This window comes from Serratia sp. JSRIV004, from assembly GCF_019968705.1.
Lineage (GTDB): Bacteria > Pseudomonadota > Gammaproteobacteria > Enterobacterales > Enterobacteriaceae > Chania > Chania fonticola_B.
In genome coordinates this window covers 2,518,238-2,539,146 of record NZ_CP074140.1, presented here as the reverse complement: position 1 = coordinate 2,539,146, position 20,909 = coordinate 2,518,238, and the positions used below count along the sequence as shown (strand labels likewise).

Genomic DNA, 20,909 nt, shown 5'->3' with positions numbered 1-20,909 from the left:
TACATGGCGATGCTGTGGCAAGGCTATGCATCGGTCAACCCGGCAGCGCCCCATCTAAGTTATCTGACATTGCGCAGCCATCAGGCACAGGCGGCGCTTATTGACGTAGGGGATTTTGACGATCGGTAACCAATAACCGATATGCATGTCTGCCGGGACAACGGTGGTCTGCGTATTCAACTGCGGCGCGGAGAATTAATGCTGACGGTGGAGGTGAGCGACGGTAGCGACTCGCTACCGTACTGGCATACAACGCAAGGTGCGGTATGACTGCGATTTAACCATCAAAACCACGACAAGATTGGCCCCAAACTGATATAGCTAGTATCAACTTGATAATCTTATGCTTATCAATATGATAAATTATCGTCGCACAGCGTCTTTGCCATACCGACCTTGGTGCGGCCTCCCCCTCTTAGACCACCAAATACTCTCCCCTTACGCCATAAACCAGATTCACTTCACAAATCCCACATCCGGCTGATTTCTCAAGCCATTATGGCCTGTAAGTTGCTGCTGTTGGCTATCGCGACTTTTTCTCTCACCGAGGAGAGCAGGATGCCTGTAGGAACCTCGCCCGAACGCGTCGATGCGCAAGCCAAAGTCACCGGCCGGGCACGTTATACCGACGATATGACCATGCCGGGTATGCGTCATGCCAAATATGTTCGTAGCCCGATTGCCCATGGTCTGGTTACGCGTATCGACACCAGCAAAGCCCTGCAACTGCCGGGGGTTGAGGCCATATTTACTTATCAGGATGTGCCGCAGCACGGTTTTCCGACGGCGGGCCATGCCTGGTCATTGGATGCCAATAAGCGTGACGTAGCGGATAAACAGTTGCTGACCCAGCATGTACGCCATCACGGCGATGGCGTGGCGATCGTTGTCGCCTGCGACGCGTTAACGGCAGAGAAAGCCGCCATGCTGGTTGAAGTGGAATATCAGGAACTGCCAGCGATGACCACAGCAAAAACCGCGCTGGCAGCCGATGCGCCGCTGTTACACGGTGGCAAAAGCAATCTGCTGAAACAGCACCAGCTCAGCGGCGGCGATCCCGTGGCGGCATTGGCTGCGTCAGAGGTCGTGATCGAAGGCAACTACAGCACACAGGTAGTGCAACATTGTCATCTGGAAGGGGTGATTTCCTACGCTTACATGGACGAGATGGATCGCATAGTGATCGTCTCCAGCACCCAAATTCCCCATCTGGTACGCCGTGTGGTAGGCCAGGCGCTAGATCGGCCATGGTCGTCCATCCGGGTGATCAAGCCCTATATCGGGGGTGGGTTCGGCAATAAGCAGGACGTCTTGGAAGAGCCGATGGCCGCATTCCTGACCTGGAAACTCGGCGGCGTGCCGGTCAAGGTTGAACTGAGCCGCGAAGAGTGCTTTTTGGCATCTCGTACCCGTCACTCGTTCTCCATCAGCGGTAAGATGGGCATTAACCGCGACGGTATCCTGCAAACCTATAGCCTGGATGTGCTCTCCAATACCGGAGGGTATGCATCTCACGGCCACTCCATTGCCTCCGCCGGGGCCAATAAAATCGCCTATTTGTATCCGCGTATCGCCTTCGGCTACCAAGCCACCACCTTTTATTCCAACCTGCCGAACGCCGGTGCCATGCGCGGCTACGGTGCACCTCAGGTGACCTTTGCCCTGGAATGCATGATTGACGAAGCCGCCGCCCAACTGGGGATGGATCCGCTGGAACTGCGGCTCAAAAACGTCGCCCGCCAGGGGGATGTCAATCCGCTCAATCACAAGGAGATCAAGAGCGCCGGGATTATCGAGTGCCTGCAAAAAGGCCGGGAACTGTTTGAGTGGGATGCCCGTCGTGCCGCCTGCCTGAACCAAAGTGGCCCCATCCGCCGCGGCGTTGGCGTGGCTTGCCTGAGCTATGCGTCCAATACCTATCCAGTTGGCGTCGAGATTGCCAGCGCCCGGCTGTTACTGAACCAGGATGGCACCGTCCATCTGCAAGTCGGCGCGACGGAAATTGGCCAGGGATCGGATACCGTGTTTGCACAAATGGCGGCGCAAACCATCGGCGTGCCCTTCTCTTCCCTCTACGTTATCTCCACCCAAGACACCGATATTACCGCCTACGATCCCGGTGCCTTCGCCTCGCGGCAAAGCTATGTTGCAGCCCCTGCCATCCGCCAGGCCGCTACAGAGTTGCGCGCCAAGATCCTGACCCATGCAGCCTTTATGTGCAGCCAACCCGAATGGGCGTTGGATGTGATCAACGGCGAAGTGGTGCTGAAGGAGATGCCGGAAAAAGTGTTGTGCTCGGTGCAAGAAGTTTCCATGAGCGCCCATTACGATCAGGAGGTCGGTGGGCAGATTATGGCCGAGGTGTCCTGCAAAACCCGCAGCAATCCGCCCGCCTTTGGCTGTACCTTTGTTGACCTCACCGTCGATATTGAGCTGTGTAAGGTCACCATCAACAAGATCATTAACCTGCACGATTCCGGCCAGATCCTTAACCCACTGCTGGCCGAGGGCCAGGTGCATGGCGGCATGGGGATGGGCATCGGCTGGACGCTGTTCGAAGAGATGATCATCGACGAGCAAAGCGGCATCGTGCGCAATAACAATCTGCTGGATTACAAGTTCCCTACCATTCTCGATCTGCCAGAGTTGGACTGTGCGTTTGTCGAAACCTATGAGCCGCAATCTGCCTATGGGCACAAGGCGCTGGGTGAGCCGCCGCTGATCTCTCCCGCCCCGGCGATCCGCAACGCCATCTGGATGGCAACCGGCGTGAAGATAGATGAGTTACCACTAACGCCCAAAACGCTCTATCGCTATTTTTCGCAAGCGGGCCTGATCGAGTAACTGGAGAAAATTATGTACGATATTGCGCACTATTATCGGGCGACCTGCATAGACGATGCCGTGCGGCAATTAGCCGCCGATCCGCAGGCCCGGTTGATTGCTGGCGGTACCGACGTGCTGATCCAGCTCCATCATATGAACGGTAAATATCGCCATCTGGTGGATATCCATGGCCTGAACGAGCTGAACGGTATCGAGCTGCTGCCGGATGACACGCTGCGCATCGGCAGTGGCACCACCTTTAGCCAGATTATCGATTCACCGTTGGTGCAACGCCATATCCCGATCCTGGCAGAGGCAGCCGCGACGATCGCCGGGCCCCAGGTGCGGAATATGGCCACGCTGGGCGGGAATATCTGCAACGGTGCCACCAGTGCCGATTCCGCCTCACCCTGTGTGGTGATGGAAGCCGAGCTGGAAATCGCTACCCCCACAGGGCTACGCCGCACGCCGATCCAAGGTTTCCACACCGGTCCAGGCAAAGTCGCGTTAGGGCAAAATGAGGTCGCAGTAGCGTTGCTGTTTAGGCCACAGCACTATCAGCACTTTGGTGCCAGCTATTACAAATACGCCATGCGTGGTGCGATGGATATTGCCACCATCGGCTGCGCGGCGGCCTGCAAAATTGAAAATGACCACTTTAGCACGGTGAAAATCGCCTTTGGCGTAGCGGCCCCAACGCCGATCCGTGCCCCAAATGCCGAGGCCGCAGCTCTGGGTCAGCCATTCAATGCGCAAACGCTCGCCGCCGTGCGTGAGGCGGTCATACGTGACGTGCTGCCACGTTCATCCTGGCGTGCCAGTAAAGAGTTCCGTATGCAAATCATCCGTACGCTGGCAGAGCGCGTGCTGGCCCAGGCGGCCCAACGTGCTGGAGGAGAGTTATCATGTTGATCAATTGCACCATCAATGGCCGCCCCTATCAGTTCGAGGTCGATCCCCGCCTGTCGCTGATGGAGTTACTGCGCCAGCAAGGGCTTAACAGCGTCAAACAAGGGTGCAGCGTGGGCGAGTGTGGTGCCTGTACCGTACTGATCGACGATGTCGCTACGGACACCTGTATTTATCTGGCGCTCTGGGCCGATGGCAAAACCATCCGCACCACCGAGGGCGAGGTGAAACAGGGCAAACTGTCTGCCGTACAGCAGGCTTATGTGAATGTGGGGGCGGTGCAGTGTGGTTTTTGTACGCCGGGACTGGTGATGACCAGTACCTCGATGGTGGAACGTTTTCGCGGCCACCGCCTTACCGAGCAGGAGATCCGCCGCGGCCTGGCTGGGAATTTATGCCGCTGCACCGGCTATACCTCGATCGTCAAGGCAGTGGAGCAGGCGCAGCAGCTGGATGATGAGATACCGCGTTGAGAAACGCTGGTAAACGCTAGTGGCGGATTTGCGCCAGCTCTTCTTCTGAAAGACCGGTCAGCTGTATGACCATAGCGTGATCGAAGCCCTTAGCCAGCATGGAGAGCGCTATCTTCAAGATGGCTTCTCGCCCTTCCTTTCGCCCTTCCTTTCGCCCTTCCTCAATACCTTTCTCTATACCTTTATCGAAACCTTTCTGCTCGAGATATTCTGCAATAGTCATCAATTCCTCCTCATGCTGCGGCGCGCGTCTGGCCAATTCACGGAGCAGTCTCTCCGGTTTGGTCGTACTCCCCATCTGCAGCATATAGTTAATCAACGATATCAGTTGTTCTTTAGTAGTGTATCCGGCCAACAATAATGTGACCAGTCGTTCCTGTAGTTCGAACAGATCGCGATGGCGCACATGTTTTTGTAACAGCTCCAGAATGGCCATACGGCGGTGTTGCATGATCTCATCGTCGGGAATGACGGTAACGTCAACTAAAGGAAAATGTCCCGCGTAAAGTTGCCTAGCCAATTCTGGGTCACTGAACTCCTCAAGCCAACACATCGAATACGGGTAAGGTGTGATCTGCCCGTGGTAAAAGAGCATCGGAATAACTAATGGTAGCCGATCGTGACCCGCCTGAAGATGGCGTTGCATTGCGGCAATGGCATAACGTACCAAACGGAATGCCATATGCTTGTCGGGCGAACTTTGGTGCTCAATCAGAGCATAGACATAGCCGTCATCCTTACCGGTTTTCAGCGAGTAAAGCACATCGGAGTAATAAGCACGCAGGTCGCGCTCGATAAAACTACCTGGCTCTAGCTTTAACGTATTCAGATCGCAACTTTGCCGCAAATCTGGCGGCAAATGCATGTCCAGAAAGTCGCGGGCGGTGGCGGGATGGGTGAGGAACTGCTTAAAAACCGCATCATGTGGAGTGGGGGTAGGCTTTTTCATGTCGGTCATCCTGGACAAAACATGAGCAAAACCTACTACAAGCTGAACGTGGTTAAAATTACCTACGTGCAACCTCTGGAGTCAACTCGCAAAACGAGGTTGAACGCTGATAGTGGGCGCAGCATGCAGCGCCCCTACCTTTAGCATCGAGTGCAAGTTGGTCAGCAATCTGCTCGGTTACCCCATCAAATCGCCCAGCCGCCAGCATAGAATGCCACTAGCGCCACTGCGATTATCACCGTACCAATATTCAGCTTGCGCCACTCGTTAGAGAACACGCGGCCAATCACCAGCGTGCTGAAGCCTAGCATAATGCCGGTGACAATGTTACAGGTCAGCACGATAAATACCGCGCACACCAGGCCAGACATGGCATCGACAAAGTCGTCAAAGTCCAGCTTGGCCACGTTGCTCAGCATCAGCAGGCCCACATACATCAGCGCCGGTGCCGTCGCATAGCCGGGGACCAGATAAGACAGCGGTGACAAGAACAGGATCAGCAAGAACAGTACGCCCACCACCGCCGCCGTCATGCCGGTTTTACCGCCAGCAGCCGTTCCCGCAGCAGACTCGATATACACCGCAGCCGGTGAGGCCCCAACCAACGCAGAGAACATGCTGCTCATGGAGTCGGCGGTGAACGCCCGGCCACCGTTGATAATCTGCCCATCCTTGTCCAGCAGGTTAGCCTGCCCGGCGACCGCCCGGATGGTGCCCGTGGCGTCAAAAACAGCAGTCATTACTAATGCCAATACGCTGGGCAGTATCGCCGGATTCAACGCCCCTTTGATATCCAGGCTGAAAATCAGCGAGCTACCGTCCGGCCCGGAGAGGCTGGGCAACGCAAACAGCCCCTGATATTTCACATTAGGGTCAAAAATTAGACCGATAACGGAAATACCGATGATCACCAATAAGATCCCGCCCGGCACACGTAATTTCTCCAGCCCGAGGATCATCGCCAGGCCGAGCAGCGACATCATCACCGGGAAAGACACAAACGACCCCAGCGCCACTGGCAAGCCGTCCAGCGGGTTTTTGATCACCATACCGACACCGTTGGCAGCGATCAGCAGCAGGAACAGGCCGATACCAATCCCGGTGCCATGCGCGATGCCCATCGGTAGGTTACGCAGGATCCATGAGCGCACCCCGGTTACGGAAATGGCGGTGAATATCAGCCCCATCAGGAAGATCGCCCCCAGGGCAACGGGGATGCTGATATGCTGGCCAAGCACCAGGCTGAAAGCGGTAAACGCCGTCAATGAGATGGCGCAGCCAATAGCCATCGGCAAGTTAGCCCACAGGCCCATCACCAGTGACCCCACACCGGCAACCAGGCAAGTGGCGACAAATACCGCAGCAGGAGGGAAACCCGCCTTGCCCAACATGCCGGGCACCACGATCACCGAATAGACCATTGCCAAAAAGGTGGTCAACCCTGCCAACACTTCCTGCCGTACGCTGCTGCCCCGCTCGCTAATCTTGAAATAGCTGTCTAGCGAGCTGGCCGCTTTTTCTGACGTCGCCTGCGATAAATTATTAGACATATCAATGCCCTCTGAAAGTTTACACTCACCTACCCCACGGGCTTGACGTTACGGCACTCGCTGGGGTAACACCAATCCTGGCAAATTGCAGTGCGGTGGTTTTAAGTACGTTCATACACCAGCCGGCCATCGACATAGGTGCGATAGATCGACCGGTCATCCCCTAGCGTCATCATGACAAACAGCTTATCCACCAAGGTTTTTGAGTTGTCGTAGCGCAACTGTTGCAGCGGCGTGGCCGTCGGCTCCAGCACCACAAAGTCCGCCTCTTTCCCCAGGTTGAAGTTACCAATGGTGTCCGCCAGCCCCAGAGCATCGGCCCCGCCCAACGTCGCCAGATAGAACGCCTCATACGCCGAGAGCCGGTAGCCCTGCAGCTGCATGATTTTGTAAGCCTCATTCAACGTTTGCAGCATGTTGAAGGTGGTGCCCGCGCCGATGTCGGTGCCCATTCCCACCCGCACCTTTTTCCGCCAGGCGTTGGGCAAATTAAACAGGCCGCTGCCGAGATACAGGTTGGAGGTCGGGCAAAAGGCGATGGATGATTGGGTTTGGTGCAGACAATCCCACTCGGCGTCTTCCAGATGCACACAGTGGGCAAATACGCTTTTTCTGCCGGTCATGCCGTAGTGATGGTAAACATCGAGATAACTTTTGCGCTCTGGGAACAAGGCTTTCACCCAAGCCACTTCATCCTTGTTTTCCGACAGGTGGGTATGCAGGTAAACATCCGGGTATTCCTGGCGCAGGCGTTGCACCATCTCCAGTTGTGCCGGTGAGGAGGTTGGCGCAAAACGCGGGGTGATGGCGTATAACAGGCGGCCATTGTTATGCCAGCGCTCAATCAGCGCCTTGGTTTGGCTATAGCTGCTTTCTGGGGTATCCAGCAGGTAATCGGGCGCGTTGCGATCCATCATCACCTTACCGGCGATCATCCGCATATTGATATGGCGCGCCGACTCAAACAGCGCCTCTACCGATTCGGGATGCACGGTGCCGAACACCAGCGCAGTGGTGGTGCCATTACGCAGCAGCTGCTTGATGAAAAACGCCGACATCTCGCGGGCGTATTCCAGATCGTTATAGCGCTTCTCCGCCGGGAAGGTGTGCTTGTTCAGCCAGTCCAGCAGTTGTTCGCCATAGGCTCCTACCATTTCACACTGCGGATAGTGAATATGGGTGTCGACAAACCCTGGCACGATCATTTTACCGCTGTAGTCGCGTACCCGGATGCTGTCGGGGATCTGGTGGTGCCCCTCTTCCCAGTCGCCAAACCACTCCACTCGCCCATCACGAATGATCAGTAGTCCGTCTTTAATAAAGCGCAGATGGCCCTCGATTTCTTCCGGATGCTGTACGGTGCGGGTGATATCGAGAAAACTGCCCCGCACGGCCTTGATTGATTGTTCACGCTCCATACTGAAATTCCTTGTCGCCATAAAACGGATGTTGCCAGGCGGGCGCCGCATACAGCGCCCCTAAGTAACCTTTGTCAGCAATCTCAATCGGTGTTTTTTTCCGCTGTAACCACCTCGAATTCGGCCTCCTCGGCGTCAGGTTTCTCACGCGGGTTTTGCGGTATCAGCAAATTGAGAAAAATGGCCGTGAGCCCACCGGCGCAGATCGGGTTTTCCACCAGCACATAAATCGACTCGGGCAAAATACGAAACACTTCCGGATCGTAAGAGACGCCAAGGCCCAGCCCCAGCGAGGTGGCAACGATGATGGTTTCGCGACGGTTTAAACCGTCGGAGATAATGATGCGTATCCCAGCGATGGCGATCATCGAGAACATCAGTGTCATGGCGCCGCCCAGCACTGGTGCGGGGATAGTGGTAAAGAAGCGGCCAATAACGGGAAACAGCCCCAGCACCACCAGGATCACGGCGATATATTTGCCGATATGGCGCGAGGCGACGCCGGTCATCTGGATCACGCCGTTATTCTGGGAAAATGTTGTCAGCGGCAACGAGCCCAGCATGGCGGCAATCACCGAGACCAGCCCATCGGCCAGCACTCCACCGCTCAGGCGTGCGGTATATTCATCCCCCTTGATGGGCTGCTCGGACACTATTGCGGTAGCGGTGATACTGCCGACCGCCTCCAACACGCTGAGCAGATAGATGATGCCAGCCACCAGGAAGGCATGCAGATCGAAAGAGAAACCGTATTTAAAGGGAACGGGAACGGTCATTACCGGCAGGTTTTGCATCACCGAGAAATCCACCATGCCCAGGCACAAGGCCACGACATACCCGACAATCAAGCCGATGGCGATGCCCCCCATGCGTAATAATGCGTTCTGGCAACAGTTAAACCCGATCACCACCAGCAACACCAACAGGCCGATACCGATATTTTCGTAGTTGCCAAAGGTGCCGCTGCTTTTCGCTGAATAACCGCCGCCAAAATCGATAATGCCCACCTTGATCAGGCTCAGGCCAATCATCAGCACCACAATGCCGCTCACGGTGGGCGTGATCACCCGTTTCAGATAGGGCAAAATAAACGAGGAGCCCACCACCAGGAATGCACCAACAAAAGAGATGCCCAGCAGCGTGGACATGATCGCTTCCACATGCAGGCCATCGGCTTTCATCGTGCTACCCAAGGCGATCATCACCGTCACAAAGGAAAAGTTGACCGATTGAATGGACAATAAGCCAGAGCCTACGCGGCCATAGCGATTCACCTGCAACCAGGTGCCAATCCCTGAGGCTATCATTGCCATCGATACCAGATAGGCCGTGACGTCCGGCGGCAACCCCAGCGCGGTGCCGACGATCAGTGCAGGTGCCACCATCGGCACAAAAATAGCCAGTAAATGGGTGATTGCCCCCACGATGCATTGGTCGAAAGGTGGTTTATCTTCCACCCGATAAATAAGGTCGTTATTTGAAGTAGGCATATCAGACATCTCTTTACTCCATTCCAGTAAATTTGATCATCTGATTCAATAAGCTCCACGCCCTGCACTTTCGCCATGTTGATCCCACGGGCTAGCCTGAGCGATGAGCTCATATATGGCGGCAATAACAGATTAGCCTTTGGCTAATATATTGAATCGTTTATACCCGCCGCCGGTTTAACTCGGCAGGTATAGCGGGATAATGACCGTAATTGGCCACTATCCCGGTACGACTTATTACAGAGTCTACGCTGACAGCTTATTTAACCCCCTCAAGATCTTCTCTGGGGTGAAATGCCATTCGCGCAGCCAAACGCCACAGGCATCGTGGATCGCCATAGCGATGGCCGGGGCCGCTCCGTTGACGCCAATCTCGGAGATCGACTTGGCCCCATATGGCCCCACCCGATCGTCGCTGGGCACCAGGAACGCCTGGAAATCCAACGGGATATCACCAATCTTCGGTGCGCCATAGCTTTGCAAATCACGAGTGATCGGCGAGCCTTGGCTGTCATAGATAATCTCTTCCGTCATGCTGTGGCCGATGGCGCGCATTGAAGCCCCGTAGATTTGCCCCAGCGCCAGCTCCGGGTTAACCGGGGTGCCGCAATCGAGCAAGGCATAAAACTTATCCAACCGGATCTCCCCGCTGCGCACGTTGACCGCCACTTCGGCAAAGTTGGCGCCAAACGGGAAGGCAAAGTCAGAGGAGATATAGCTGGCGGTGGCCACCAGGGTGCCAAAGCCGGTGCCCGTTTCTGCCTTATGGGCAATCTGGGCGAACGTCACTTCGCCCTGTTTACCGCGCACCACGCCTGGAACCACCAGCGTGACGTCGCTTTCTGGCTCACCCAGCATCTGCGCGCCGTGGAACAGGATTTTCTTCCTGAGATTTTCCGCCGCATTCTTCGCCGCATTGCCGGAAAAGCAGGTGCCGGAAGAGGCGTAGGCCCCTTTATCAAACAGGGCATGATCGGTATCACCGGAGATCACATGTACCTCGGAGAACGGGCAGCACAGCACTTCCGCTGCCAGTTTGCCCACGACCGTATCCAGCCCGGTGCCGATATCCGCCCCGCCGGAATGAACGATAAAGGTACCGTCCGATTCCAGCTTGATCATGCAGTTGGCCTGATCGATATCCGGAATACCGGATTTTTGCATGATAATCGCCACGCCACGGCCAATCTGCCAGTCTCCCTGACTGACTTTCGGTGAGCTCCACTGGATCAACTCACGCCCTTTGCGCAAAATCGGCTCCAGCGCACAGCTGGCGGCACTTGGCACCGAAGTCGGCATTTTGCCTTCACCAATCGCCCCGAGGATTTTCAACTCTTGCCCTTCAACTACCCGATTACGCTCGATGATATCCAGCGGATCCATCTGCAGTTGTTCCGCCATCTCCGCCAGGATCATGGTCAGGGCGAAGTTGCCTTTTGGTGCGCCGTACCCCTGATAAGCGCCGTTCGGGCAGATGTTGCTGTAATAGGTGGTTACCTGGAAATTGACGTTATCGCAGGGATAGAGCGGCAACGACAGCGCCGGGCCATTGCTGGGCACCGTCAGCGCATGGTTGCCATAAGGGCCGGTATTGGCCAGGAAGTTCATATCGATTGCCGTCAGGCGGCCATCTTTTTTCGCCCCAATCTTCACCCGCACCTTGGCCACGTGGCGTGAGGTGTTGCTGATGAACTCTTCTTCGCGGGTATAGTGGAAATAGACCGCACGGCCGGTCACGCAGGTTGCCCAGGCACACACTTCTTCCAACAGGATATCCTGCTTGGAGCCAAAACCGCCGCCGACCCGCTCTTTGATCACGTGCACTTTATGCTGCTTGAGCCCGACGATCCTGGCGACCTGGCGGCGCAGGTGCCAAGGCACCTGGGTTGACGCGTGGATCACCAGCCGATCGCCGTCCATGTAGGTGTAACAGACGTGCATTTCCGCCGGGCACTGCTGCACCTGTTTGGATTCGTAGGTGCGCTCCAGCACCACGTCCGCCTCGGCAAAACCTTGATCCACGTTGCCAATGCGTCCATGTACCGCGGCGGCAATATTGCTGTGGGGTTTGGCACCAATCGGGAAATTGATCGTCACATGCTCGGTGCCACGCTCTGCGCTACCCTGGTTCTGCTCGGCCAGGTCCTCCGGTGCGCCGTGGACGTAAACAATCGGCTCGTCGTGTACCAGCGGTGCCCCTTCCGCCATCGCCTCATCGATCGACATCACCGGTTTAAGCACTTGATATTCGACATCGATCAACGCCAGCGCGGCCAACGCAATCTCTTCGCTCTCGGCCACAACCGCCGCCACCCGGTCACCCACGTGGCGCAGCTTTTGGCCAAACATCCGACGATCTAGAGGTGAAGGTTCTGGCGCGCTCTGCCCACCGGGGGTGTAATAGATATCCGGGCAGTTGCGATGGGTGATCACATGCACCACCCCAGGCAACGCCTCGGCTTTGCTGACGTCCAGATGTGTGATCAAGGCATGAGGATGCGGGCTGCGCAGCATCTTGATGATGCAGGCATTGCGGGCCACGCGGTCTTCCACATAACAAGGCTTGGCCTGTACCATTTTCGCCGCGTCCACCTTAGGACACAGCTTACCGACCACGTTCAGATCGCTGCGGAATTCGGGAGCCGCGAGCGACTGGAATTCAGGATCGTTACGGCGAGCCACCGCCAGCGCTACGACCTGATAGAACTGCTGATAACCGGCATCACGGCTGAACAAGCCTGACAGCGCATCGTCTATTTGCGCGCGCGTTGGTTCCTCAATGCGGGCCAACAGATCCGTCAGGATCAGCGCCGCCGCCGCATCGTTATAGCCGGACTGGACGATCCCCACGTCCACCATTGCCTGTTGCACCAGGCTGAGCTGGTTCCAGCTCCCCAGCGCTTCGGCCGTGGTCACCGCGCCATTATCCAACTGGGCGGCGATCAGCAACGAGGCGTTGACCACCACACCGTTAAGCAGGATCGCGTCCGAACCGGCAAAGCCGAAGCCGTCATCGCTATTGCGGACCGAATGCATTCCCAACGTAAACAGCAGTTGCTGGACGTTTTCGCCGGGTTGGCACTGCATCTCCTGCGGGATGTCGTTAAGCGTAAAGCGAATATTCATCATGCTTTCTCCCCTGATGCCTGGCAAGCCGCCAACAGGTCTGCCACCACCACACCGGTGATATAGCGCTTATAGGCGCGGCTGCCACAGATGTCGTCTGGCGGAGATATCATCTGCGCCACTGCCTGCTCCAATGCCGGGCCACTCAGACCACTGTTCTCTGCATCACGCAGGCGGCCAGGAGCCATCACACCGCTCAGGGCGATACGAATTTTCGCCTGCGCATCGCGGGATACGGCCGCAGTCACCACCGGCAACCCCGCCGCTGAACGGGCAATTTTACGGGTAGCGCAGGTACGGTAAGGATCCGGCAGTACCACCTCCAGCAGTAATTCACTGCCGCCGCACAGCGGATAGTCTTCCAGCGCCATCGTCTTGCCGCTGCCCACCACCACCTGGGCACTCAATGCCAGCAGCACCGGCAGCAGCACCGAATCTTTCGTTGCCGAAACGACTTCACCACCCAGCGTGGCCTGATTGCGAATATGGCGGGAATAGACAAAACCCAGCGCCTCACGCAGGGCCTGCGGGATAAGCTGGGTATCCATTAAACGCTGTAAGGTAATGGTGGCACCGATATGCAATGCCCCCTGCTGCCAGCTCACCTGATCCAGCCCCAGCTGCGACAGCCCGATGGCAATCTTTTGCCGTGTTTTAGTGGGTGTGGCGTTTAGTTTGCTGCCGCCAGCGAAATAGACGGCATCCTGCTGGTACTGGCGTTTTAGCTCTAGCGCCTGCTGTACCGATCCTGGCCGATAGAATTGCTCAATCATGTTGCACCCTCATCAATGTCAGCCGCCCCGGTGTTCGCAGGGCGGCGACCGGTTTACTTCAAGGTATCCATACGCTGCCACAGCTTGGCCGCTACCTTGCGCGCCTCGGCGTAGATCGGTTCCACATCGAACGGGAACTGGCGATCCTGATAGACCATGCGGCCTTCCACCATCACGCTGTTGACGCTGCCAGCCCCCATGCCGAAGGCCAGATGCCCGCCGATATTCTGCGCCGCCAGCGGCGTGGGTGACGGGTAGTCGCAGATGGTCAGATCCGCTTTGTAACCGGCGGCCAGGCAGCCGAAGTTGGCGCCAAAGTTGCGCGCCAGCAGTTGATTCCCTTTGGCCAGGAAGCGGGCAAAGCTATCCGGCCACAACGGCCCGCCCGCATCACGGTGTTTAAAGAAGGCAAACTTCAGCTCTTCAAACATGTCTGAGCCGATGCCGTCGGTGCCGAGCGCCAGGTTGCGGTACTGCGCCAGCTGATGGTTATAGCCCACGTGGTTGTTCATATTGGAGCGGGCGTTGTGCACCAGGAAGGCATCCTGCTGGTTGATCAGTTCGATGTCCGCTGCAGACAGATACAGACCGTGGGCGACCAACGTTTTTGACCCGATCAGGTCGTATTGCGCCAGGCGCTCGATCAGATCCTTGCCATATTTGTCGTGGCTATGGGATACGTCATAGCTGTCCTCGGCGGCGTGGATATGCAGACCACGGCCGGTACTTTTAACCGCCGCTTGCAGCATCTCCAACCCGGCATCAGAAACCGTGAACGGTGCGTGAGCGCCAATATGCGCCTCCACCAGGTAAGGCTCCTTACCGGCTTTTTTGGCGACGTCGATCAACTGGGCAAAAGCAATATTCTCCTCCACGCCAGCCCGCAGTTCGCGCTCCCCGCCGTTGCGATCGGTGGTTTCAAAACAGGTCATGCCGCGCAGCCCGGTCTCGATAAAGCCTGCGCGCAGGGTTTTCAGCGAACCGGCGATAAAGTTGGGCGAGGCGTGGTGATCGATCACCGCCGTACAGCCGCTCTTGATGGCTTCCAACGAGCAGATCAGACCGCTGTAATACAGCGATTCCTCATCCAGCGCCCGATCCAACCGCCACCACAGGTTCTTCAGCGTGGAGATAAAGTCCGGGCTGGGCGCGATGTTGGCCATAATCCCGCGTGATAACCCGGAGTAGAAATGGTTGTGGGCGCACACAATCCCTGGCATCACCCATTTGCCGTGCATATTGCGCACTTCCGCCTGGGGATATTTGGCCGCCAACCCTTGCCCCACCTCTTTGATCAACGCCCCTTCAATGGCGATATCGATACCGTGCTGTACGCTGGCGGGGTCGAGCTGCACGCCGGTTGCATTGGTTAATATCAGCATGACTACACCTCCACCTGGCCAAGGAGATAATGATGATGAGTGTGCACATGGCTGATAATGCGGCACATCTCCTCCAGTTCCGGCGGCACTTGCTCAAGCTGGCCGTCGCTATCGATCTGCAGTTGGTAAAGCTTGCCGTCCTGCCGTACGCTGACCTGCGCCCCATCCACCAGGAACCCTGGATTGGTGCTGTTGGCAAAGTCCTGCGGCAGGCTGTAGATCGTTACTTTGTCTTGGTATGGCTTACCCTGCCACGGGCAGAACTGGGCGCAGTTGCCGCATTCATTGCAGTAGGCGTCCAGATGCAGGGTCTGGAAACGATCCTGGAAGCCCGGTATGGCAATCGACACGTTGGCGCGGTTCGGGCAAACGTCGACGCATTTGCTGCACACGTAGTTACATTCCAGGCAGCGCTGGGCCTCTTGGGCCACGAAGGCCTCGCGCTCGGTTTTATCCACCAGCGCTACCGAAATAGCGCCTTTGCGGCGATAGATTTCCGCCGGATCGACGTTCGACCAGTATTTGTCGGCGTGATGGGTTTTGACGTTCTCCCGCGCCAGCACCGTTTCAGCGGCGTTGCGGGCGCTACCGATGGCAGCAACAATGGATGACGGGCCACGCTGCACGTCGCCGATCAAGAAGACGTTCGGCCGGGTAGTTTCGCCGGTGGCGGTGTTGACCTGCGGATAGCCTGCGTCATCCAGCGGTACGCCCAGCTTATGCAGCACTTCCTCGTCAGCCTGCTCGCCAATGGCGGTGATCAAGGTATCCATTTGCAGCGTCAGGGTCTGTTCGGTGGCGACCGGGCGGCGGCGCCCCTTCTCGTCCGGCTCTCCCAGCGCCATCACTCTGGCCGTCAAGGTACCGTTGGCATCAAAGTGTTCCGGATTGGTGAGGAACATAAACTGCACGTTGTCCTCTACCGCCTCCTGATACTCTTCACGGTAGGCTGGCATCTCATTGAGCGTGCGGCGATACAGCACGGTGACGTCCTGCACGCCAGGCACCTTCAACGCGGCCCTGGCACAGTCCATTGCCGTGTTACCGGCACCGACCACGGCCACGTGTTTGCCCAGGTTCATCGGCTTACCGAGGTTGAAATCGCGCAGGAACGGCAAGGATTTGTGGACGTTGCGGTTATTGCCCGCCAGCTTCACGCCGCTGTTTTTATCGGTGCCGATACCGATAAACACGTAGTCAAAGCCCTGCTGTTGCAGTTTGTCGACGGTCAGATCGGGATCGCAGCCATAAACCATCTTCACGCCGTGGGCGGCCACAAAGTCGATATCGTGCTCGATAAGCTCCGCCGGGATGCGGAACTGTGGAATGATGTTTTTCACCACCCCACCCGCATTCGCCTCACGCTCAAACAGCGTAACCTGATACCCGGCCCGCGCCAGGAAGTACCCGGCTGACAGACCCGCCGGGCCAGCTCCCAAAATGGCAACTGGGCGTTTGCTGCCAGAGCCAGCCGGTTTATGCCAGCGGCGCTGATACTCATCCCAGCCCTTCTCCAACGCCACCTTTTTCAGTTCGCGGATGTTCAGCGCGCTGTCGTAATCAAGACGGGTGCAGTTGTACTGGCACTGGTGATCGCAAATATGCCCGGTAATAGCTGGCAAGGCGTTGCGTTGATAAATCAGCTCCAGCGCATCGGCATAGCGTTGCTCACCCAGCAGCCGGATATATTCCGGGATATCCTGTTTGATGGCGCAGGCGGTGACGCAAGGAGCCACATAGCAGTCAATCATCGGTAATGGGCCACCCGCGTCGATGCGATCCGTTGATTTCCAGTGTTTCTGGGTGTATTCCATGCTGACGGCCTTGTCTGCCAGCACTTGCAGCTTATCGACATCGATGCGCGTCATCTGCCAGCTATCGGAAGCGTCCAGCTCTTGCATGCACTCCGTCAGGCGTAAATAGCCACCGGGCTTGAGCAGGTCGGTGGCCATGGTGATTGGCCGGATGCCGGTGTCAAAAATCTCGCGGACGTTAAACTTGCTTGCCCCGCCGGAATAGGAAATCGGCAGTTCCCCGTTGAACTCGCGGGAGAGAACCGCCGCTACGTTGATGGAAAGCGGGAACAGCGCGCGCCCGGACATATACATCTCTTCACCCGGCAAGGCGCCTTTATGGTTGATCGCCCCCAGGGTATTGGTCAGTTTGACCCCGAAACCCAACTTCTGCTGTTTCCCCAGGGCGGTCAGGCGGTGCAACATCGCGATCGCCTGCTCCAGTTTGAGATCGTGCTCGAAAGATTCTTCTTTCAGCCCGACATAATCAAACCCGCAGCTATCCAGAATGGCACGCACGCGCGGATAACCCAGCAGCGTCGGGTTTAATTTGACAAAGGTATTGAGCCGTTTCTCTGCCAGCATATAGCGGCAGATGGCTTCAATTTCATCTGGCGGACAACCATGCATGGTCGAAAGGGTAATACCGCTGACCAGTTGCGCTGGAATATGCTCTGGCAACTGTGCCAATGCCCCGCGTTGGGCGGATAAGGCGAACTGGCTAATAAAACCCTCGTCCTTAACCCATGCGGCAAGAATATGTTGATACTCGGCATATTTCGGGTGCTGTGCAGAGTCCATCATGTTATGGATAAAGTCCTGCATCGGCGGCTGTTTAATCCCATCGAGGTTATAACCCACGCTCATATTGAAAATGAAGGATTTACTTTCCCCTTTGGCCCGTGGATCAAACATCTCCTCCAGCAGGTGCAGGGCAAACCAGGCTTTTAAATATTCATCATAGGCTTTGAGCAGCGTGAACTCTGTTGACCATTCGGTGTTGAAGCATTCGTCTTCGGCATCGATACAGGGCTTTTCCAGCTCCAACCGATCGAGGATCTGCACGGTTTTCAATTCGATAAAGCGTCCGCCGGTCAACCAGGAAACGATGATATTCTGCGCCAACTGAGTATGCGGGCCTGCGGCCGGGCCAAGTGGCGTTTCACAACTTTCATTGAAGACGTTAATCCGCCGATCGTCATGTTTGCGATAAAACTGCTTTTCTGGAATACCAAAAATAGACCGGCTCTCATGATATTCATCGAAAATCCGGGTTAACAGCGCCTTGAACGGAACGGGACGCATTAAATCTCCCATAGCTTTATCTCCTTGCGGCGAAATGCCTGAATGATGAGTCTGTAAAAACCTGAGGGCGGTTTTCCACAGCGGATAGGCATAACGCAGCAACAATCAGGCCAAATCTCCCAACGTGGTTGGCCAGCGGTTAAATTCGTGAGGTAGTTCTAATTGTTAATTTTATTTGTGAACGGGCTCACTATCGCAACTGAGAATAACAATCAGTGCAGGTAGTCGCTTAATCATCACGGCTACGCTAATAGAATCAATTATCAAAAAAACATCGCCAGCTATCACTTTGATACGGCCAAATAGCACTTCGGTTAAAAACGAGACCGCAATCGATAAAGTATGAATGTTTGCCAAATAGCGATTACATCAAGGTTGTTTGCGATTAAATCGGCACTCTATCCTGAAAAAACTGCATATTGGTTATCGGTTAAATCACCGTTATTTACCCCGTTTTCTGGCTCACAAAACAGGCTATTTATGACGCCCAGCTTCAGAGAATTATTCAGTGAGGAATATCACCGCCTCGATCGGGGCCAGCCGCTGCTGATCGCCCTGATTGGCGCCGGGGGGAAAACCAGTACCCTGCACTGGCTGGCGCAGGCCTTTTATCACCAGGGCAAACGCGTGCTGTTCACTACCACCACCAAGATGTACTTGCCCACCGCTGCCGACTACCACCACCTGTTGATAGGCCAACCGCCCACCACCAGCAGCACCCCGGCCATTACCGCCTGCTTCAGTCATTATCAGCCGCAGGATAACAAGGTTATCGGGTTAACCCCCGAGCAAATCGACGCAATCAAACAGCATGGTGCCTTCGATGTGATCCTGGCCGAGGCGGACGGCTCCCGAGGGTTACCCCTGAAAGCCCCGGCAAGGCATGAACCTTGCATCCCCTCCCGCAGTGATTGTGTTATCGCGCTAACCGGAGGCCAGGTGATCGATCGTCCCGCAGACCCACAGCAAATTCACCGTTGGGCGATTTTCTCCGCGCTGACGGGGGTCACGGCCGGTGAAATACTGGATCACCGGGTATTCGACACCCTGATCTCGCACCCTGAAGGGATGTTCAAAGGTACACCCTCTCAGGCGCGGCGGGTCTGGCTGATCAATCAGGTTTCTCATTGTGATAATCAACTGGCAGCCAGGTGGCAAACCCTGCTGCGGCCAGAGCTGACGCTCAGCGCCATCTGGTTTGGCGCAGTGCAGGAGACCCCGGCGATCCGCCACCTGATACGGCGCTTAACACGATAATATTTCTGAGGTTATTGACGAGGTCATCATGAATATCTTCGCCGAAGCTGCACGTTTAGAAGAGCAAAACCAGCCCTTTGCGCTCGCCCAGATTATCGAAAGCCGTGGATCTACACCGCGCCATTCGGGACAGATGCTGGTGATGGCCGACGGTGGCTGTATTGGCACCATCGGTGGCGGCATGATCGAACGCCTGGTGATTGAACAGGCAATTGCCGCCATTACGGAGCGCAAGGCCAGGGTGTTTCATGGCCGCATGGCACGCACCGGGCAGGATGCAGTAGGCTCGGACTGTGGAGGCGCGATGTCGGTATATATCGACGTGCATGGTCTACGCCCGCGCCTGATATTGATCGGGGCCGGGCACGTCAACCGCGCCATCGCCAGCGCCGCCAAGCCGTTGGGCTTTGATATTCACGTTGCCGATATCTACCCGACCAGCCTCGACCCGGCGCTATTTCCGGTGGGCACTACCCTGGTTCATGGCGAGACCTTCTCAGAGGCCATCGACAAGATTAATATTGATCCGGCCAACTTTGTGATCATCGCCACCAACAATCAGGATTGCGAGGCACTCAACGTGCTGATCGAGCAGCCGCTGCGCTATCTGGGATTGCTGGCCAGCCGCCGCAAGGTGCAAACCTTTACCCAACAATTGCGCCAGCGCGGCGTAGATGATGAGAAGCTTGCCAAACTCCATGCCCCGGTCGGCTACAACATCGGCGCAGAAACGCCGGAAGAAATCGCCATTAGCGTGCTGGCAGAACTGCTGCAAGTGCGCAACCAATCTGCTGGCGGGCTGATGAAAAATGACATCCGCTTAACGCGCGACAAACTGGTGGTGATCCGTGGCGCAGGTGATATCGCCACCGGCGTGGCGCTGCGGCTGTATCATGCCGGCTTTCAGGTCATCATGCTGGATATTGCCCAACCGACCGCCATTCGCCGGACGGTGGCATTTGCTCAGGCGATGTTTGACGGCAAAACCTGCGTAGAGGGCGTCACCGCCTGCCTGGCCAACGACGTCAACGAAGCTTTCGACATCATCAACCGTGGCGAGATCCCGCTGCTGGTTGACCCAGAGACCCGCAGCCTGGAGCAGCTCAAACCCCGTTTTCTGGTGGATGCCATCCTGGCCAAGCAAAACCTGGGGACCCATCGCAATATGGCCCCGATTACCGTGGCTCTTGGCCCTGGCTTCAACGCCGGACAGGATTGCGATGCGGTGATCGAAACCAATCGCGGCCATGCGCTGGGGCGGGTGATTTATCAAGGCTACACCCATCCCAATACCGGCATTCCCGGTAATATCGCTGGCCACACCACCCGTCGGGTGATCCGTGCACCCGCCGATGGCATTATGCAATGTCGCGTCGCTTTGGGGGATTTGGTGCAGGAGGGGGATGTGGTGGCCCACTGCGGCGAGGTGCCGGTGATTGCGCCGCTTTCCGGTATGGTACGCGGTTTGCTGCATGATGGGCTAGAGGTCAAAACCGGCACTAAAATCGGTGATATCGATCCGCGCGGTACGCTGGCAGATTACACCACGGTGTCAGATAAGGCGCGGGCCGTCGCCGGGGCGGTGCTTGAAGCCATGATGAAACTTGGCCGCAGATAACGATTGTTGACTCACAAGGGGTGCAGTATGCAGCGCCTCT

14 protein-coding genes are annotated in these 20,909 nt (G+C 56.5%); 6 read left to right on the top strand and 8 right to left on the bottom strand.

All coding sequences use genetic code 11. The annotated features are described in order from the left end of the window. Positions 1-3: 3 nt before the first annotated feature. The 4 genes from KGP21_RS29630 (at position 4) to xdhC (ending at position 4,208) form a co-directional block, all read left to right on the top strand. Positions 4-129, top strand: a complete 126-nt coding sequence (locus tag KGP21_RS29630; RefSeq protein WP_256461419.1) for a hypothetical protein — start codon at positions 4-6, stop codon at positions 127-129. 429 nt (positions 130-558) lie between these two features. Then, on the top strand, positions 559-2,844 hold the full coding sequence (gene xdhA / locus KGP21_RS12125; RefSeq protein ID WP_223538338.1) for a xanthine dehydrogenase molybdenum-binding subunit XdhA: 2,286 nt from the start codon (positions 559-561) through the stop codon (positions 2,842-2,844). A 12-nt stretch (positions 2,845-2,856) separates the two neighbouring features. After that, the gene (gene xdhB, locus KGP21_RS12120; protein WP_223538336.1) at positions 2,857-3,738 is read left to right on the top strand and encodes a xanthine dehydrogenase FAD-binding subunit XdhB; all 882 of its coding nucleotides are present in this window, start codon (positions 2,857-2,859) and stop codon (positions 3,736-3,738) included. Further along, positions 3,732-4,208, top strand: coding sequence for a xanthine dehydrogenase iron sulfur-binding subunit XdhC (xdhC, locus tag KGP21_RS12115; RefSeq protein WP_223538333.1), 477 nt, complete (start codon positions 3,732-3,734; stop codon positions 4,206-4,208). Before xdhB ends, xdhC begins: the two co-directional genes overlap by 7 nt. A gap of 16 nt (positions 4,209-4,224) precedes the next feature. On the opposite strand, the gene KGP21_RS12110 is transcribed toward xdhC, so the two are convergent. The 8 genes from KGP21_RS12110 to ygfK form a co-directional block, all read right to left on the bottom strand. Beyond that, complete coding sequence (locus KGP21_RS12110) at positions 4,225-5,166, bottom strand: Rpn family recombination-promoting nuclease/putative transposase (RefSeq protein WP_371824853.1); 942 nt, start codon at positions 5,164-5,166, stop codon at positions 4,225-4,227. Positions 5,167-5,342: 176 nt separating this feature from the next. Further along, positions 5,343-6,707 carry an NCS2 family permease gene (locus tag KGP21_RS12105; protein ID WP_223538327.1) on the bottom strand — a complete coding sequence of 455 codons (1,365 nt, stop codon included), beginning with the start codon at positions 6,705-6,707 and terminating at the stop codon, positions 5,343-5,345. Between the two features lie 101 nt (positions 6,708-6,808). Further along, on the bottom strand, positions 6,809-8,125 hold the full coding sequence (gene guaD / locus KGP21_RS12100; RefSeq protein WP_223538324.1) for a guanine deaminase: 1,317 nt from the start codon (positions 8,123-8,125) through the stop codon (positions 6,809-6,811). A gap of 83 nt (positions 8,126-8,208) precedes the next feature. Further along, the gene (locus KGP21_RS12095; RefSeq protein ID WP_021804795.1) at positions 8,209-9,624 is read right to left on the bottom strand and encodes a nucleobase:cation symporter-2 family protein; all 1,416 of its coding nucleotides are present in this window, start codon (positions 9,622-9,624) and stop codon (positions 8,209-8,211) included. A 237-nt stretch (positions 9,625-9,861) separates the two neighbouring features. Next, positions 9,862-12,741, bottom strand: coding sequence for a molybdopterin-dependent oxidoreductase Mo/Fe-S-binding subunit (locus KGP21_RS12090; RefSeq protein ID WP_223538519.1), 2,880 nt, complete (start codon positions 12,739-12,741; stop codon positions 9,862-9,864). Next, complete coding sequence (ygfM, locus tag KGP21_RS12085) at positions 12,741-13,514, bottom strand: molybdopterin-dependent oxidoreductase FAD-binding subunit (RefSeq protein WP_115158330.1); 774 nt, start codon at positions 13,512-13,514, stop codon at positions 12,741-12,743. Before ygfM ends, KGP21_RS12090 begins: the two co-directional genes overlap by 1 nt. A 53-nt stretch (positions 13,515-13,567) precedes the next feature. After that, positions 13,568-14,896 carry a putative aminohydrolase SsnA gene (ssnA, locus tag KGP21_RS12080; protein WP_209527637.1) on the bottom strand — a complete coding sequence of 443 codons (1,329 nt, stop codon included), beginning with the start codon at positions 14,894-14,896 and terminating at the stop codon, positions 13,568-13,570. A 2-nt stretch (positions 14,897-14,898) separates the two neighbouring features. Next, complete coding sequence (gene ygfK, locus KGP21_RS12075) at positions 14,899-18,006, bottom strand: putative selenate reductase subunit YgfK (protein ID WP_209552238.1); 3,108 nt, start codon at positions 18,004-18,006, stop codon at positions 14,899-14,901. Between the two features lie 468 nt (positions 18,007-18,474). Here ygfK and yqeC point away from each other — a divergent pair, with 468 nt between their 5' ends. Together yqeC and yqeB are read left to right on the top strand one after the other, a co-directional pair. Continuing rightward, positions 18,475-19,251 (top strand): selenium cofactor biosynthesis protein YqeC, encoded by a 777-nt coding sequence (gene yqeC / locus KGP21_RS12070; RefSeq protein ID WP_223538321.1) that lies wholly within the window; start codon positions 18,475-18,477, stop codon positions 19,249-19,251. A gap of 28 nt (positions 19,252-19,279) precedes the next feature. Then, a complete protein-coding gene (gene yqeB, locus KGP21_RS12065) occupies positions 19,280-20,869 on the top strand; it encodes a selenium-dependent molybdenum cofactor biosynthesis protein YqeB (protein WP_223538319.1) in 1,590 nt (529 codons plus the stop codon). Positions 20,870-20,909: the final 40 nt, after the last annotated feature.